Origin of the sequence: Pseudomonas sp. MWU12-3088 (assembly GCF_023242405.1) — a bacterium.
Lineage (GTDB): Bacteria > Pseudomonadota > Gammaproteobacteria > Pseudomonadales > Pseudomonadaceae > Aquipseudomonas > Aquipseudomonas kribbensis.
The window spans coordinates 225,128-242,280 of record NZ_JALJEA010000010.1 but is presented as its reverse complement, the minus strand read 5'-3'; the positions used below and the strand labels follow the sequence as shown (position 1 = coordinate 242,280).

The 17,153-nt window shown below is 59.7% G+C and carries 14 protein-coding genes and 1 pseudogene; 9 read left to right on the top strand and 6 right to left on the bottom strand.

The annotated features are described in order from the left end of the window. The first annotated feature begins 1 nt into the window (after position 1). The 7 genes from M5B98_RS22660 (at position 2) to M5B98_RS22630 (ending at position 9,056) form a co-directional block, all read left to right on the top strand. Entirely contained in the window at positions 2–1,597 is a 1,596-nt protein-coding gene (locus M5B98_RS22660) for a glycerol-3-phosphate dehydrogenase/oxidase (protein WP_248744028.1), read from the top strand. Between the two features lie 20 nt (positions 1,598–1,617). Further along, on the top strand, positions 1,618–3,186 hold the full coding sequence (locus tag M5B98_RS22655) for an FGGY-family carbohydrate kinase (protein WP_248744027.1): 1,569 nt from the start codon (positions 1,618–1,620) through the stop codon (positions 3,184–3,186). 116 nt (positions 3,187–3,302) lie between these two features. Further along, positions 3,303–4,589 (top strand): phospholipase, encoded by a 1,287-nt coding sequence (locus M5B98_RS22650; RefSeq protein ID WP_248744026.1) that lies wholly within the window; start codon positions 3,303–3,305, stop codon positions 4,587–4,589. Between the two features lie 45 nt (positions 4,590–4,634). Then, positions 4,635–6,593, top strand: coding sequence for a DUF1302 domain-containing protein (locus M5B98_RS22645; RefSeq protein WP_248744025.1), 1,959 nt, complete (start codon positions 4,635–4,637; stop codon positions 6,591–6,593). 32 nt (positions 6,594–6,625) lie between these two features. Further along, positions 6,626–7,999: a DUF1329 domain-containing protein gene (locus tag M5B98_RS22640; protein ID WP_248744024.1), complete on the top strand. Its 1,374-nt coding sequence runs from the start codon at positions 6,626–6,628 to the stop codon at positions 7,997–7,999. Positions 8,000–8,176: 177 nt separating this feature from the next. Further along, the gene (locus M5B98_RS22635; RefSeq protein ID WP_248744023.1) at positions 8,177–8,530 is read left to right on the top strand and encodes a type II toxin-antitoxin system HigB family toxin; all 354 of its coding nucleotides are present in this window, start codon (positions 8,177–8,179) and stop codon (positions 8,528–8,530) included. 52 nt (positions 8,531–8,582) lie between these two features. After that, positions 8,583–9,056 carry a helix-turn-helix domain-containing protein gene (locus M5B98_RS22630; RefSeq protein WP_248744022.1) on the top strand — a complete coding sequence of 158 codons (474 nt, stop codon included), beginning with the start codon at positions 8,583–8,585 and terminating at the stop codon, positions 9,054–9,056. A gap of 211 nt (positions 9,057–9,267) precedes the next feature. Here the strand turns inward: M5B98_RS22630 and M5B98_RS28935 are convergent, their stop codons facing one another. Beyond that, a complete protein-coding gene (locus M5B98_RS28935) occupies positions 9,268–9,981 on the bottom strand; it encodes a methyl-accepting chemotaxis protein (protein WP_371850997.1) in 714 nt (237 codons plus the stop codon). Between the two features lie 144 nt (positions 9,982–10,125). Beyond that, positions 10,126–11,052 (bottom strand): annotated as a pseudogene (locus M5B98_RS28930) (methyl-accepting chemotaxis protein); the annotation flags it as partial. Positions 11,053–11,441: 389 nt separating this feature from the next. On the opposite strand from M5B98_RS28930, the gene M5B98_RS22620 reads away from it, so the two are divergent. Beyond that, entirely contained in the window at positions 11,442–12,113 is a 672-nt protein-coding gene (locus tag M5B98_RS22620) for a histidine phosphatase family protein (protein WP_085713228.1), read from the top strand. Continuing rightward, entirely contained in the window at positions 12,110–12,931 is an 822-nt protein-coding gene (locus tag M5B98_RS22615) for a phosphatase PAP2 family protein (protein ID WP_248744021.1), read from the top strand. Before M5B98_RS22620 ends, M5B98_RS22615 begins: the two co-directional genes overlap by 4 nt. Before the next feature lie 64 nt (positions 12,932–12,995). Here M5B98_RS22615 and M5B98_RS22610 read toward each other — a convergent pair whose 3' ends face one another. The 4 genes from M5B98_RS22610 to M5B98_RS22595 all read right to left on the bottom strand — a co-directional run bounded on the left by M5B98_RS22610 (position 12,996) and on the right by M5B98_RS22595 (position 17,148). Beyond that, positions 12,996–14,432, bottom strand: a complete 1,437-nt coding sequence (locus M5B98_RS22610) for an ArnT family glycosyltransferase (protein WP_248744020.1) — start codon at positions 14,430–14,432, stop codon at positions 12,996–12,998. A 69-nt stretch (positions 14,433–14,501) separates the two neighbouring features. Then, complete coding sequence (rimJ, locus tag M5B98_RS22605) at positions 14,502–15,089, bottom strand: ribosomal protein S5-alanine N-acetyltransferase (protein WP_248744019.1); 588 nt, start codon at positions 15,087–15,089, stop codon at positions 14,502–14,504. 236 nt (positions 15,090–15,325) lie between these two features. Continuing rightward, complete coding sequence (locus M5B98_RS22600; RefSeq protein WP_248744018.1) at positions 15,326–15,691, bottom strand: DUF6124 family protein; 366 nt, start codon at positions 15,689–15,691, stop codon at positions 15,326–15,328. Between the two features lie 326 nt (positions 15,692–16,017). Beyond that, positions 16,018–17,148, bottom strand: a complete 1,131-nt coding sequence (locus M5B98_RS22595; protein WP_248744017.1) for a RelA/SpoT domain-containing protein — start codon at positions 17,146–17,148, stop codon at positions 16,018–16,020. Between the last annotated feature and the right edge of the window lie 5 nt (positions 17,149–17,153).

Here is a 17,153-nt window from a genome sequence, read left to right as displayed (position 1 = left end):
GATGAGCGCGGACTGGAACGCCGAATGGCGCCAGCAAATCCTGCCGACACTGGCGGCTGAGAATTGGGATTTGATCGTGATTGGCGGCGGCATCAGCGGCGCCGGCATCCTGCGTGAAGCCGCGCGCCGTGGCTGGCGTTGCCTGTTGCTGGAGCAGCGTGATTTCGCCTGGGGCACCTCCAGTCGATCTTCGAAAATGGTCCATGGCGGTTTGCGCTACATCGCCAAGGGCCAGTGGCGCCTGACCCGGGATTCGGTGCGCGAACGCCAGCGCCTGCTCGACGAAGCGCCGGGGCTGGTGGAACCGATGAGTTTCATGATGCCGCACTATCGCGGCGGCTTTCCCGGGCCTCGGGTGCTGGGTGGTTTGTTGTCGGTCTATGACGCATTGGCCGGACGCCGCGACCATCGTTTCCATGACGCGCAGCAACTGCGTTTTCTGGCGCCGGGCGTGAAAGAACATGACCTGCTGGGCGGCACCTGTTTTGTCGATGCGCTGACCGATGACGCGCGGCTGGTGATGCGCGTCTTGAGCGAAGCACGGGCCGACGGAGCGGTGGTGCTGAACGGTGTGCGTGTCGAACATCTGCTGCGGGAAAACGGGCGGGTGTGCGGAGTTCAGGTCGAGGATTGCGAGGCCGGCGCCTCACTGCAACTGCGATGTGGCGTGCTGGCGGTAGCCACCGGGGCGTGGGCCGAACGCCTGCGTCCGCCCGAGGCGCCGCGTCAGTTGCGCCCGTTGCGCGGCAGTCATTTGTTGCTGCCGGGCTGGCGTTTGCCGGTGGCGCAGGCCTTTACGTTTATGCACGAGCAGGATCGGCGACCGGTGTTCGTTTTCCCGTGGGAAGGCGCCACGGTGGTCGGCACCACGGACCTCGATCACCGCGAGAATCTGGACCAGAGCGCGAGCATCAGCACCGAAGAACTCGACTATCTGCTGGCCGCCTGCCGACAGCAGTTTCCCGGTGCTGAAGTGACAGCCGCCGACGTGCTCTCAACCTGGTCCGGCGTGCGCCCGGTGGTGGGCAGTGCGGCGGGTGAACATCAGGACAAACCGTCGAACGAAACCCGTGAACATGTGCTGTGGCAGGAGCCTGGTTGCGTCACGTTGGCCGGCGGCAAACTCACGACATTCCGTCCGCAAGCCATCGAAGTGCTCAAGGCTTGCGCCGACATGCTCGGCCGTTCCTTCGATGACGATGCCGCGCCGGTATTTGCCGCCGTGCCGCCACTGGCGATCCCCGGTCTCAGCCCCGGTCAGTGGCGACGTCTGGCCGGGCGACATGGCCGGGACCTGCCGAGGCTGGCGCAACGGCTCGCCGAACTGGGCCATGAAACGGTCGGCGCCACCGACACCTTGTGGGCCGAATTGGCCTTCGCCTGCGAAGCGGAAATGGTCCTGCACCTGGATGACCTGCTGCTGCGCCGCACCCGTCTCGGCCTGTTGCTACCCCATGGCGGCGCGGAGTATTTCCCGGCCATTCGCCGACTCTGCCAACCACGGTTGGGCTGGAGTGACGAACACTGGCAACAGGAACAGCAACGCTATCAGGCGTTATGGCAACGCCATCACGGCCTGCCGGAAATCGCGCAGTGATGCCCCTCGAAGAGAGCTCCATGGACAACCACCCGAACAAGCGTTACCTGCTGGCCATCGACAATGGCACCCAGAGCGTGCGCGCGCTGCTCTTCGATTTGCAGGGCAATCTGCTCGGCAAGGGCAAGGTTGAATTGCAGGCCTATTACTCGACGCAACCGGGCTGGGCCGAGCAGGACCCGGAATATTACTGGGCGAAACTGGGCGAAGCCTGTCAGCAGGTGTGGGCGCAGACCGGCATCGATCGTTCGCAGATTGCCGGGGTTTCCTTGACCACCCAGCGCGGTACGGTGATCAATGTCGACGCTCAGGGCAAGCCGCTGCGCCCGGCGATTCTCTGGCTCGATCAGCGTCAGAGCGAAGTCGAAGGCGGGATCAAGGGGCCGTGGGGCTGGCTGTTCAAACTGGTCGGCGCGCAGGCTACCGTGGATTATTTTCGCGCCCAGGCCGAAGCGAACTGGATCGCTCGCCATCAGCCTGAAGTGTGGGCGGCGACCGACAAATTTCTGCTGCTTTCGGGGTTTCTCACGCATCGCCTCTGTGGGCGTTTCGTCGACTCGGTGGGGTGTTGCGTCGGTTATCTGCCGTTCGATTTCAAACGCCTGCGCTGGGCGGCACCGCGTGACTGGAAATGGCAGGCGCTGGCGGTGCGCCCCGAGCAACTGCCGGCCTTGCACAAACCCGGTGAAACCCTCGGCCATATCGGCGCCGAAGCCAGTCGTCACACCGGCATTCCCGAAGGCATTCCGCTGATTGCGGCGGGGGCCGACAAGGCTTGTGAAGTGCTCGGCTCCGGCGTCGTCGATTCAGGCACGGTGTGCCTGTCCTACGGCACCACGGCGACGATCACCAGCACCCGCTCGCGCTATCTGGAAATCGTCCCGTTGATTCCGCCGTACCCGTCGGCGGTGCCGGATCAGTACAACTGCGAGGTGATGATTTATCGCGGCTACTGGATGGTCAGCTGGTTCAAGAACGAGTTCGGCCTGCGGGAAATGCAGCAGGCCAAGGAGCAGGGTATCGAGCCTGAACAACTGTTCGATGCACTGGTCGAGGCGGTGCCGCCGGGTTCGATGGGATTGATGCTGCAGCCGTACTGGTCACCGGGAATTCGCGAACCGGGTGTTGAAGCCAAAGGCGCGATGATCGGCTTCGGCGACGTGCACACCCGTGCGCACATTTACCGGGCGATCCTCGAAGGTCTGGCCTATGCGCTGCGCCAGGGCATGGAGAAAATCGAGAAGCGCTCGAAGATCTCCGTCACCCGTCTGCGGGTGGCTGGCGGTGGCTCGCAAAGTGATGCGGCGATGCAACTCACGGCGAACATCTTCGGCCTGCCGGCCGAGCGCCCGCATGTCTATGAAGCGTCCGGTCTGGGAGCGGCGATTTGCTGTGCGGTGGGGTTGGGATTGCACGCGGATTTTCCCACGGCGATAGCGGCGATGACCCGGGTTGGCGCGGTGTTCACGCCGCAGCCCGAGGCGCAGCAGGTCTATGAGCGACTGTACAGGGACGTCTATCTGCGCATGTACCGGCAGCTCAAGCCGTTGTACCAGAGCATCCGCAAGATCACCGGTTACCCGGCCTGAAACAACAACGCACGTGGCGCTATCGGAGAACTTTTCTGGTGAGATCGGACAGTGTCAGGGGCGGGGTCGATTGTTAGGCTCGATCCCCACGGCACACATAACAAGAACCAGAAGCAATGAAGCTGATCTCCCTCCTGCTGCTTTGCGCAATGGCCCCGACGGCGTGGGGCTGGTCGAACCATACGGTGGGCAGCTACCTGGCGTTGCAGGATCTGCCGGCGTTGCGCGATGCATCGCCCGTCGAGGTCGAACCGCTGGAGCAGTTTCTCTCCGAGCAATACCCGGCCATCGTCGCGTTGCTCGATGAGCAGGAACGCTTCGCCCGCGAACACTTCAAGCAGTACCCGCCGCGCCCCGACAACCTCAAGTTGCCCGCCGCGCCGAGCGACAATCTGCGCCACGATTTCCTCACTGCGCTGCGGATCAATCCGCTGATTCATCTGGCGATGGTCATCCAGCCGTTGCCGGGCAAAGACTTGCCCGAACGCGAACATCTGCAGGCCAATCAGGTGATGGTCGAGCAGACGCTTTCGCCGTGGAATCGCCAGCGTTTCATTCGCGTGGCCGATCACGAAAAAGTCGCGCCCCTCGCCGTGCTGGCCAGCGCCGCCGATGAGCCGGACTACGGTCATGACATCAATCTGTTCAGCGACAACCCCGGTGAAGTCGCCGCGTTGTACGGCTTCGGCCCGCAGCTGTTTGGCGATGCGCGCTTCCAGTACAGCTCCCAGGCGCCGTTCCACATGGGTTTCTTCCATGAGAGCCCGGTGGTGTACGCGGCCGCCGGATTTCTCGAGCGCAGCTGGCCGGACTGGCGCGCGTATCAGTACATGGGGCTGGCGCGACTGGCGTTTGCCACGGGGCATTCCTACTGGGGTTATCGCTTCCTCGGTTGGGGCCTGCACCACGTACAGGACCTGACCCAGCCGTATCACGCCAAGCCGTTGCCCGGCGTCGAACTGCCGAGCCTACTGCTGCTGGAGGGCAAGGCGCTGGCCGGTTTTGCGGAAGACAAACAGGCGTCCATCGAACGGGTCGCGACCCGCCACATGGAAGTCGAGAAATACCAGTCGACCTGGCTGCGTCGCGTGCTGCGCGCCGGTCAGCCGCATCCGATGCTCGACGCTTACGCCGATGCCACCGGGGACGCGCATTACCCGCCGTACTCCGTGGACTACCTGCGTGAAGTGGTGAGTGCCGAGTCGGTCGATGACTCTGCGGCCTTCGATGACGCCATCGGCCAGTGGCTGGAAACGGCGCCGGTCACCAGCGACTTCAGTGCCGGCAATCAGTTGCAGCAAGAGAATTTCGACCATCCGCAACTGAACCGGCAACTACTCAGACTGCTCGGCCATTTTGGCGCCCACAGCCGGATTTATGTCAGCGCGGGACTGGCGCCCTGAGCATCGCGGCAACACACAACAATAAGAACAGGGAAGGAGGAACAGATGATCAACACTCGATTGCGCCTGTCTGGCGTAGCGCTCCCCAGTGTCGGTTTGGCAGGGCTGCTGCAACTCTGCGCAGTCGAAGCGGTGCAGGCCGCCGAGTTCAGCGTGCTGGACAATCAGGTCACCGGCTCGCTCGACACGACCTTGTCCTATGGCCGCTTGTGGCGGGTGCAGGGCCGGGACAAGAACAACGATGACGTCAACACCAACGACGGCAATCGCAACTTCGACACCGGGCTGGTTTCCGAGGTGTACAAGATCACTTCGGAGCTGGAGGCCAACTACCAGAACTACGGGATGTTCCTGCGCGGCACCGCGTTCTACGACACTCAGTTGATGGACAAGCGCAACGACTACTACCACAACAACAGCCCGTCGCAGCCGAGCCAGAGTTATCCCCAGGACGACCGTTTCACCAGCCAGACCCGCGACATCGCCGGCAGCCGGATCGAGATGCTCGACGCCTATGTCCACGGCAGTTGGGACGTCGCGCAAATGCCCGTCACGGCGCGGGTGGGGCGTCAGGTGTTCAACTGGGGCGAGGGGATTTTCTATCGCGGCGGGATCAACACCACCAATCCGGTGGACGCCGCCAAGTACCGCTTGCCCGGCGCCGAGGTCAAGGAAGTGCTGATGCCGGTGGAGGCGGTCAGCTTCAACATCGGCCTGACCGACAGCCTGACCATGGAGAGTTTCTACCAGACCAACTGGAAAGAAACCCGCATCGATCCGGTCGGCACCTTCTACTCGCAGACCGACCTGTTCGCCGACGGCGGCAACACCGCTTACAACAACTTCAGCGGCACCGCCCTCGATACTCCGGTGCCGGGGTTCGGCAATGTCATCGGCCTGTACAGCGCATTGGGTAACAACCCGATGCTGGGCCCGGCGCTGAAATCCACCGGCCTCTACGCCAACGGCGTGACCCCGGCCTACGGCAACACTCTGAAAGTGGCGTCGATCGGCAAGGATTACAACGCACGCAACGACGGCCAGTTCGGCTTTGCCTTTCGCTACATCGCCGAAGAGCTCAACAGCACCGAATTCGGCTTGTACATGGTCAACTACCACGCCAAGGAACCGACCATTTCTGCCGACCTGGGTGGTTACAAGGGCATCGACATGAATGCCCTGACCAACATGCTCTCCAGCGTGGCCGGCAGTCAGGCCGGGGCGCTCGCCAACGGTCTGGCGACTGCCGATGTGATGGGCAACATCCAGGCTCATCGGCGGTATGCCGAAGACATCCGCATGTACGGTTTCAGCTTCAACACCACGCTGGGCAATGCCTCGGTGTTCGGTGAACTGGCCTATCGACCGAACCTGCCCATTGGCATCGCGGCCACCAACGATTTGATCGGCGATCTGGCCAACGGCGCTGCGGCGGCGGTGTCCGGCAAGGCCATCAACGTCGGCGGGCAGATGGTCACCCTCGACAGCCAGATCAACAACGCCGAGCGGGTGGAGGCGTTCAACACCTCGCTGGGCAGCATCTACAACTTCGGTCCGACGCTGTCGTTCGACTCGATGTTCGGCATCTTCGAACTGGCCTCCGAGCACCTGCGCGGCAGCAGCCTGCAATACACCGCCTACGATGGCAGCACCCGTTACTACGCCGGCACCGGCAACACCTCGTACGTGTCCGGCGGTGATCGCGACGATCAGGTCAACCGCAACTCCTACAGCTACACGGTGATGTTCAACGGCACCTGGAACGACGTGTACGCCGGGATCAACGTCTCGCCTTACGTCGTCTACAAGGACGACTTCAAGGGCAACAGTTACCAGGCCGGCAATGCCATCGACGGGCGCAAGGCCTACACGCTGGGGGTCAAGGCCAACTACCAGAACAAGCTCGAAGCCGAACTGCAATACACCGAGTTCTGGGGCGGCGGGCAGAACAACGGCATTCGCGACCGCGACAACGTCGGGTTCAACCTCAAGTATTTCTTGTGAGTCCACAGGTTTTTTGAATTCGGAGAACGAACATGTTTCCTGCATCACGACTGACCAAGACCACACTGGCGTTGCTCTTGAGCCTCACCGCCGCAAGCACGCTGGCCGCCATCTCGCCCCAGCAGGCCGAACAACTGAAAACCACGCTGACCCCCATGGGCGCCGAGCGCGCCGGCAACGCGGCCGGCACCATCCCGGCCTGGACCGGCGGCATCACCCAGGCGCCGGCCGGCTACAAACCAGGCCAGCATCACCCCGATCCGTACGCGGCGGACAAACCGCTGTTCACCATCACCAAGGCCAACCTCGACCAATACAAGGCTCACCTCAGCCCCGGTCAGATCGCGCTGTTCAACAGCTACCCCGACACCTTCCAGATGCCGGTCTATCCTTCGCGCCGATCCGGTTCGGCGCCGCAGTGGCTGTATGACAACACCCTGAAAAATGCGACCTCGGCCAAACTGCTGGAGGGCGGCAGCGGATTCGCCGATGCCTATGGCGGCGTGCCGTTTCCGGTGCCCAAGGACGGGGTCGAAGTGCTGTGGAACCACATCACTCGCTATCGCGGCATCTACGTGGTTCGACGTGCTTCCGAAGCACCGGTACAACGCAACGGCAGCTTCGCGCTGGTGACCTCGCAGCAGGAAGGTTTCTTCAACTACTACCGCCCGGGCGGCCAGTTCGCCGACCTGAAAAACATCCTGTTCTACTACCTCGCCTTCGTGAAAAGCCCGGCGCGTCTGGCCGGTGGTGCAGCGCTGGTGCACGAGACGCTGGACCAACTCAAGGACCCGCGCCAGGCCTGGATCTACGACGCCGGCCAACGCCGCGTGCGCCGCGCACCGAACCTGGCGTACGACACGCCGATCGCTTCCTCCGATGGCCTGCGCACCGCCGACGACACCGACCTGTTCAATGGCTCCCCCGACCGCTTCGACTGGAAGCTCAAGGGCAAACAGGAAATCTACATCCCCTACAACAACTACAAAGTCGGCAGCCCCGACGTGAAATACGCCCAGCTGCTCACCCCCGGCCACCTCAACCCGCAATACACCCGCTACGAACTGCACCGGGTCTGGGTGGTGGAAGGCACCCTCAAACCGGGCGCGCGACACGTCTATTCCAAGCGAGTGCTGTTCCTCGACGAAGACAGCTGGGGCGCCGCGCTGGTGGATCAGTACGACGGGCGAGGAGAGCTGTGGCGCGTGTCGATGGCCTACCTGAAAAACTTCTACGACCTGCCCACCACCTGGAGCGCACTGGACGTGTTCCACGACTTGCAGGCCCGCCGGTACTACGTGCAGAACCTGGATAACGAAGAAGCCTCCACCGTCGACTTCTCGCAACCGGTGCCGGAGGATTCGTATTTCATGCCGTCGGCGTTGCGGCAGCGGGGGACTCGGTGAGATGTAATTAGCTCCTTTCCTCCCAAACCCAATTGGGGTGAGGGAGGACTTTTGCGATGAGTACAGCGCTCCCGGACTTTGACTGACAGGGCAAGGATTCACAAAATATCTGCTTTACAGATATCTGGATCCGAGATAATTTGCTCTGTGTGTAGGGACGCCAGAACCGAAAAATCTATGAGAGTGATCACAAAAGCGGCGGTTGCGCGGGCTATCGAAACCCATAGCCAGTGGAGAGATCCTCTCACCTTATGGTTAACCGTCTTCGACAGGGCATCCCTGCGGTTCGAGTCTTTTGAGAAGCTTCGAAAAGACTGGGCCATGGCATCAGGCTGGAACGTTGATCGAATCCCTCACTCGAAGCTGAGGATTACGAGTAAAAAAGGACCTCTTGATATTTATGTTTTTGATATCAAGAAAAATGAGTGCCGGGTCATTACATGGATCAACCCCAAGACCGGTACCATTTATATAAAGGAGATCTTGCCCCATGCTGGATATGACAAGTGGTGGAAGGGTGATGTTAAGTAGTGGGTCTGAATGAACCGTACTATTTATGTTTAATGAGATGAAGGGTGGCAACATGAAGCGCAATAAGGTCGAAGCCTCTGGACTGGATTCCTTCATAGCTGACATTTCACCCATGCTTGATGGATTGGGCGATCAGATCGCTACGTTGTCCAAATTGCTGTCTGCCTGCCACGATCCGATAAAGAGCGATGCTGACTTGCAAGGGAGGATGGCGTTAATCGATGAGCTCTACTCTCATGCTGACAGTGAAGATCATGCAGCGGCACGATTTGCAGAGTTGGTGGCGGATCGTGTGTATGAGTACGAGACTGAAACCGTTTTGATTCCATACTCCTCTCAATCGGAAGCGCTTGCGTTTCTGATCTCCGAAAGAGGGGTGAAGCAGAAGGACTTTTCCGGAATTGCAACTCAGAGTGCCGTTTCAGAAATTTTGAATAACAAGCGCAAAATGACCGTCGCTCAGATCAAAGGCTTTGCTGAGTTCTTCAAGGTTCCGGTCGAGTTTTTCATGCACGGTGTCGTTTGAGGCGCGTGTAAAGGACGGTTAATTTCCAGAGCCCCGCCACACTTTGTGTGCGTGGGGCTTTTTGTCGGCTCAGACAAAAAATGGCGAGTGCACGCTTGTGTAAAGGCGGGTCAAAACACTTCATCCAATTGTTGAACAAGCTATTTCAGGGCAAAAAAAAGGGCAGCTTTTCAGCTGCCCTTCTTTGTACATCGGCTTTCGTGTGCAGGGTTTACACGCGGAAATGGCTCACCATCTGCTGCAACTGCCCACCCAACCGCGCCAGTTCAACACTCGACTTGGCCGTCTCATCACTCGCCGCCGCGGTCTGTTCCGACACGTCACGCACGTTGATGATGCTGCGGCTGATTTCTTCAGCCACGGCGCTTTGCTGTTCGGCGGCAGCGGCGATCTGCTGGTTCATCGACTGGATGTTCGACACCGTGCGGGTGATGTTTTCCAGGGAGTCGCCGGCCTTGCGGGTCAGGGCGACGCTGCTGTCGGTCAGGGCGCGGCTGTTGTTCATCACGGCGGACACCTGTTGCGTGCCGTTTTGCAGACCGGCCACCAGGCCTTCGATTTCTTCGGTGGATTTCTGCGTGCGCTGGGCCAGGCCACGAACTTCGTCGGCAACCACGGCGAAACCGCGACCGGCTTCACCGGCACGGGCGGCTTCGATGGCGGCGTTGAGGGCCAGCAGGTTGGTCTGTTCGGCCACGGCCTTGATCACGTCCATGACGCTGCCGATCTTGTCGCTTTCCTGTTGCAGCACGCTCATGGCTTCGGTGGAACGCACCACTTCGCTGGCCAGACGCTCGATCTGGGCGATGGCTTCGTTCACCACTTTGTCGCCTTCGCGGGCTTCACCGTCAGCGGCGGCTGCGGCTTGCGAGGCTTCTTCGGCGTTGCGCGCGACTTCCTGCACGGTGGCCGTCATCTCGTGCATCGCGGTGGCCACCTGATCGGTCTCGACCTTCTGGCTGTTCACGCCGGCGCTGGTCTGTTCGGTCACCGCCGACAGCTCTTCGGCAGCGCTGGCGATCTGGGTCACGCCGTCGCGGATGCCGCTGATCAGGTCACGCAGGGTCACGCCCATGCGCGCGATGCCTTGTTGCAGCACACCGAGTTCGTCGCGACGGGTGACGATCACGTTGTGGCTCAGGTCGCCGCTGGCGATGCGCTCGACCACAGCCATGGTTTCCTGCAGCGGACGGGTGATCTGGCGGGTGATGATGAAGGCAGCGATGACGCCCACCAGCAACGCCAGCAGGGTGCTGATCAGTTGCAGGGTACGGGCCTGAGCGCTTTCCATGTCACGGCGATCGAGCTGGATCTGATACATCTGCTCGCTCAGGGTCACGATGGTGGCGCCCTGATCGGTCATTTCCTTGCGTGCCTGCACCGCTTCGCTGTTGGCGTTCTTGAACGCCTGCAAGGCACTGCGGTAGTTGGTCAGCGCGGTTTCCAGCTGACGCAGGGTGTCTTGCTGGGTGCTGGAGAAATGCACGCTCAGCTGTTTCAGGCTGGCGATGGCCACATCCAGTTGGCCGACGGCTTTCTGCTCGGTGTCGGCATTGGCGGTGGCGGTGTAGCCGCGCACTTCATAGCGCGCCAGGATGAACGCTTCCTTGGCTTCGGTAATGGCCTGGAACTGTTCGAAGCGTGTATCGCTCAGCGGCATTTGCTGCACACGGTTGCTGATCGACTCGATCAGGTTGTACGCGGTCTCGGCATTGGCGGCCATGGTGTCGCGCGCCGTGTTACCGGTGCGGTAGGCGTTGCGCATCTTGTTCAGGGACGTCTGGTACTCGGCGATGGTCGCCGCCTGCTCTTTGAGCAGCTTGACGTTCTCCGGGCTCTTGAATTTGCCGATCAGCGCTTGTTGCTGTGCAGCGAAACCGTCGAGGGTGGTCTGCACGTTCTGCGCGGCGGTTTCATCGCCGTTGGTCAGCATGTATTGCAGGCGCACCACGCGTAGCTTGGTCAGGCCGGCGTTCAGCTGGGTGATGTCACTCATCCAGTTGCTGCGGTCAATCAGGCCGCCGAGGCTGGTCCAGCCGGTCAGGGCAAGGATGCAGGTCAGGGCCAGGACGAGACCGAAACCCAGCCCCAGTTTGAGGTTCACGCTGATGTTGCCGAACCAGCTATTCATCACAATTCCTCCAGAAAACGTTGTGCGTCTTGATCGTCGGTCAGGCTGGAAGATTGTTGTTCTTTTGAGCCAGCAAGGGTGTTAGCAGGACTGTATCGGCCGCAAATCCGAGAGCTGAAAGGATTTTGTCCGACGGAATTTGTAACAAGGGATCCCAAGACTTTTTTCACATGACTTTCACTGGCTGCCCACGGGGGCCTCTGTACCTTCGCCGGATCAAATGACAGTGATATACGCTGGCGAGGCGAATTTTTGTGGAATTGAGACTGAGTCTGTTCGGCGTCAAACGCTCGATCGACCTGAGCGGTTTGGCCCGTTTTCGGAACGCCGGGGTTGTTCTGGCGACCTTGGCGCTGGTGGTGCCATTGACCCTGTGGCTGCTGGCCCCGGCGGCGGTGCCTGATCTGGCCCACGGAAATGTGGCCGGCGCGCAGGCGTTGGCGGCTGGTTGGGCCAAGGGCGACATGATCGTGCTGGTGCGTCATGTCGAGCGCTGCGACCACTCTCCGGCGCCGTGCCTGAGCGGCAATGATGGCATCACCGACCGGTCGCGCAGTGTCGCGGTCGCCGTCGGCGCACAGTTCGAACACCTGGGCCTGAACCATGCCGACATCTACAACAGCCCGATGACCCGCACCGTGCAGACCGCCGGTTACATGTTCAACCACGCGACGACCGGCGAAGACTGGCTGATCAGCTGTAAGGGGCGCATGTTGCAGGATGCGCTCGCGCACAAGGTCCCGGGGCGCAACCTGATCCTGGTCACTCACAGCGAATGCATGGCGCAGCTGGAAAAAGACCTCAAGGTGCCAACCTCGACCCTCGGTTATGGATCCTCGCTGTTCGTTTCCGCTGCCAACCCGGCGGCTCCGAAAATGCTCGGCTTCATCGAGGCCTCCGACTGGCGCACGGTGTCCACCCGATGAGTGCTCGTTTTTACGCTTACAACTTTGGTATCCCGCTGTTTTGTGCTGCTGTGGTGTTTCTGATGTTCGACATGACGAACATCGATATTGCCTTCAGTAATCTGCTGTTCGATCCGCTGACTCACACATTCCCGCTCGACAAGATTCACTTCTTTGAAAAACTGACCCACAAGTGGGCGCGGATCATTCCGAACTGGACCGCTGAAATTGCCTTGGTCGGCGCGATGCTGTCGGTGGTCTGGCCGCTGGTCAATCCACAGAAGCGCCCGGGCCTCGCCGGATTTCTCGAGCGCAGCAAAGTGGCGCCTGTGCTGCGTTTTGCCGCTGACCATCGGCGGGATTTTCTGTTTGTGGTGGTGGCGTTCGCGGTGTGTACCGGCGTGATTCACTTCCTCAAGGCCCACACCAGCGTTTACTGCCCGATCGAGACGACGCTGTACGGCGGCAAGATGGAGCACATCGAGTGGTACAACAATTTCCAGCTGTTCCATGAAGCCGGTGACGGCCGTTGCTGGCCGGGTGGGCACGCTTCCGGCGGGTTCACCATGCTGGCGCTGTATTTCGTGGCGCGGCGTTATCAGTGGCGCTTCTCCAGCGCCTTGTTGTGGGGCTCGCTGCTGCTCGGTTTCGTCTACGGCACCACACGCGTCCTGCAGGGCTGGCACTACATGTCCCACACGTTCTGGGCCGGTATCTTCGTGTGGCTGGCGTGTCTGCTGACGGCGCTGGCGTTTTATGGGCGGGCGCGTCTGGAGCTGCCGGTGTTGAGCAAGCGTGAGCGACAGGTGTTCAGTGCACAGCCCGAGGCTGCTCTCTGAAGCGTCTCCATTGAAATGAAAAACCCGCCATCACCGGCGGGTTTTTCGTTTGTGCATCACTGTATCAATAGCCTACGAAGTAGTACGCCTGGCGCCCGACCATCATGGTCTTGAGCACTTTCAGCGGGGCGGCGGGCTCGCTGTCGCCTGACATCACCGCGATGTTCGAAGGCGAGGCGCTGAGGAAGTCTTTCAGTTGCGCATCGGTATCCAGGCCCTTGAGGACGCTCTGGGTATAGAACACGCTGGCGCCGCCGACCCGTTCGTTGGCCTGGAACAGCGCGACCTGGTGGCCGCTGGCTTGCAGGCTCTGGATATGTTCGGTCAGTGGCAGGAAAGATAATTCCTTGTCCGCCTTCGGCAGTGCCCATTGCGCGGCACCGAGGTAGCTGGCGATCACCACAGTCAGGATACCGGCCGCCAATGCCTGACGATGACGGGCGACCCATCCGACAAACCCGCTGTTACGGTCCTTCAACCTGTCGAACAGTACGCTCGCATATTCCGCCGCAATCACCGCTGCTGCCGGCGTCATCGACATCAGGTACACCGTGCGCTTGCTTGAGGCCAGGGTCAGCATGATGAACTGCGCAACGATCCACAGGCTGAAAAACAGCAGGTAACGATTGGCCTTCAATTGTTTGCGGAAGTGCCACAGCCCCAGGTACACCAGAATGTTCCAGGGCAGGAATGCTTCGGGCAGTTTGGCGATGTAGTAGTAGAACGGCTCATAGTGCCCGGCTTCGACGAAGGAGCCGCTGAAGCGCCCGACGCTGTTGGTCAGCAAGACTTCTCTGACTGCCTGTGCGCCACCGTGCTGATAGAGCACCGCGAGCCAGATCAGCAGCGGAATCAGCCCGAGCGCGGTCAACAAACCGGGCCGCAGCCACTCGGTCAGCTTGAAGCGCTTGTCCATCAGGTTGTCGGCCAGCAGGTAAGCGAAAATCACCACCCCCGGCATCGCCAGACCGAGCACGCCTTTGCTCAGGGTGGCGATGGCAATCCCGACGATAAACAGCAACGAATTACCCGGCGTCGAAGCGCGCTGCGCCTGGAAAAACGCCAGCAACGCCGTGGTCACGCCGAGTGCGAGCAACGCATCCTCGCCAACCCCGCGCACGTTGCTCCAGTAACTGGCCATGGTCGCCAGCAGAATCCCTGCCGTCCACGCGATCGCTTTCGGCCGTCCGAAGCGCCGCAGCATGCCGTACAGAATCATCACGCTGAGCAGACCGGCCACCGCCGACGCCAGCCGCACCGCCCACGGCGACACGCCGAACACGCGCATGGCGCCGGCGTCCAGCCACAGACTCAACGGTGGTTTTTCCAGAAACGGTTCGCCGAACAGACGGGGCGTCACCCAGTCATCGTCCAGGTGCATCTCCATGGCGATCCCGGCGACGCGGGCCTCGGTGGAGCCTTGCAATTGATGGTTACCCAACGCGAAGAAAAACAGCAGGGCGGCAAGCAGGAACAGGGAAGTGACGGCACGCGACGACATAGGTTTCAGTTAACCGGAAGGGGCGAGAGGCGTGAGCATACTTCGTCAATGCTTAACAAATTGTGAAACTCACGCGAGTCGTCGCGACCAGCGCTGATCCGGCGCCTCAAACCCCGGGTTGACCAGAGCCGTCAGCACATGATCCTGCCAGCGCCCGGCGATGTTCAAGTACGCCTTGGCATAGCCTTCTTTCTCGAACCCCAGGCGCTCAAGCAACCGTGCACTGCGTTCATTACCCGGAATGTAGTTGGCCATGATCCGGTGCAGATTCTGGGCCTCGAACATGTACGCGATCGCGGACTCCAGCGCCTCCTGCATCAGACCCTGACCCTGATGGGCTGCATCGATGTGATAACCCAGATAACAGGCCTGGAACGCGCCACGAATGATCCCGCTGAAGTTGCACGCGCCGATCATTTGCTCGCCATCCGGGGTCAGCAACGCCATATGCACCGCCAGCCCGGCTTCGAAAGCGCTGGCCTGGACTTCAAGGCGTCGGCGGATCTGTTCGGTGGAGAAGTAGTCGGTGGTGCGGATCGGTGACCACGGGGCGAGATGACGCTGGTTGCGTTGGTAGAAATCACTTTCCAGAGACGCCTGCTCCGGGTCGAGCACCGCGAGCGTCAGGCGTTGGCAGGGGAGGGTCAACAGCGGCATTGGGGGCTCCGGGGATCGGGGGTGATCGCCAGAATTGCGCGGTGGGCGGGAAAATACAAACGCGTGGCCAAATCCCGGGCAAAAAAAAGCCCGCAGGAGAGCGGGCGAACCGTAGTTTCTTGAATGAGCGAGCGGACTTTACAGCTTTGGCGGAGGCGGGGCAGTGAAGAAAAATTCATCTCGCTGCACCTTCGCTCAAGACGCCAGAGCCCATGATTTCGGCTCTTTCAAGAGGATCAGTGGCAGATAACCGGCTTCGACTCGGCCGCCTGCTGCAGTGGGTCAAGTTTGCTCAGGGCGCTGCTGACCAGCATCTCCGCCAACCCCGCCAACTGATGCATCGCAACGATCCGCGCCCGTTGCACCTCATCCGGTCGATGGACGAGATCATGCGCCATCATATTGAGCGCCGCGAGATTCTGGCTGGCGTGGGTCAACAGCGTGACCAGGTCGACGTCGGGACGCACCCTGAAGATCTGATCGACCGGAAGAAGCCGGGAATTGCGCCTGCGGGCAACGGTGATGGGGCGTTCGGAAGTCGAGATCGTCCTGGACTCGGCAACCGGGGAATTTTCGGATGGATCGGGGGTGTCTTTTTTCATGACCGGACTCCATGTGAGGGGTGATCCTTGCGCTTCGGCGGGGTAGTGCCGTTCACCTGTTTGTTGCGAGGGGTGGAGAGTAACCGGGTGGGGGGCGGGGGGATAGTTCATGGAAGTCGACGCGGGTTGAGGGAAATTTCCTAGGATGCAAGCGGAGAAAAATTGAAGCTCGCTCTCCGGATCTTAATCCCCAGATGCGACGAGGCCCGCACTTGGTGGGCCTTGTCATTGAGAGTTGGTGGAGCCGGGGGGATTTGCCCCCCCCCCCCGTCTGACCCTTCTATTGAAAGGCTTTCGGCCTCTGAGCTGCGATATTGCTGTCATTTTTATTCGGCGATAGTGGGAACCCTGCGGACTTTTCTTCGTGGACTTCTAAGCTCATTCATGGATGTCGATTCATCCCATCGTTCAACAACACCTCGAATTCGGCTGATTTGGCTGACAAATTTTCCGGTATCTAGGAAATAGTTCGGATAAGCCTTGCGCAAGGACGTTAGTGATTGCGCCGCTACTAACACTACCTGAACGCCTTCATTACCTTTCGCCCACTTTTCGCGATCCAGGTAATCATTCGTAGCTAAGGGCAGTGCTTCCCTGGTATAGCCGCTAACACTAACATTCATAGCTGTAGCGTTGAGTTCCAAAAGATAATAATGCGTTTTCTCACCCGCTGTATCTTTCAAGTGCTCTACCAAGGTCTTGTACATTCCTAGATTATTTACAACCTCAAGCTCTGTTTCCAGCATAAGCATGGTGTCGAAAATTTCTTTTGGGGTTTGAGCTTTATGTGCGGTCATAACTGCGCAATCTTCGATTAATGCGAAGCATGAAGATGCATAACGAAAGAATTCGAGCCATCGCCCATTGCCCATGCTGGACTTCAGCGCTTGATTCAGAAATACTCCGGCGGTTTCTACCGCTGTGGCCCAAGCGTGCTGGAGATCGTTTCTTATTTGTAGTTCAACTTGTAGCCCTTCATACGCTTTTGCTCCACCTTTTCGGTTGTTGTATTTGTATATTAAGTGAATCCCTCGGTATCCCGAATCTTTGGGTTCCTTTATGTAATCATTTTCCGAAACTAGAACGTGTTCGAATTTGCTTTTTTCTACGTAAGAATCTCGCAGCTCGTACACTTGCTTCGCTGTGGAAACAACCGCCCGAAGACCTCCTATGTCTTGCATTCTCGAAAGGCTCATGTTTTTAAACCTTTCAAGTTTAGCCATGATCGACGGGATGCGCTTTAATCTTTGAGCGACAATTCCATTGATGCCCATAGCATTTAGCTTTGTTCTTAGTCCAGCTTGAAAAGTGTTGACTGGATAACTATGGCTTGAGCGCCAATTGTTTAATATTTGCAACGCTTCCTCGTATTCTTCATCGGTAGCGTTTTCATTGAAGAGAGTTGCTCCTGCTCTTTTTACTCGCTCCTTGCTATAAATCGGAATAACCCAAGCCACTTTTT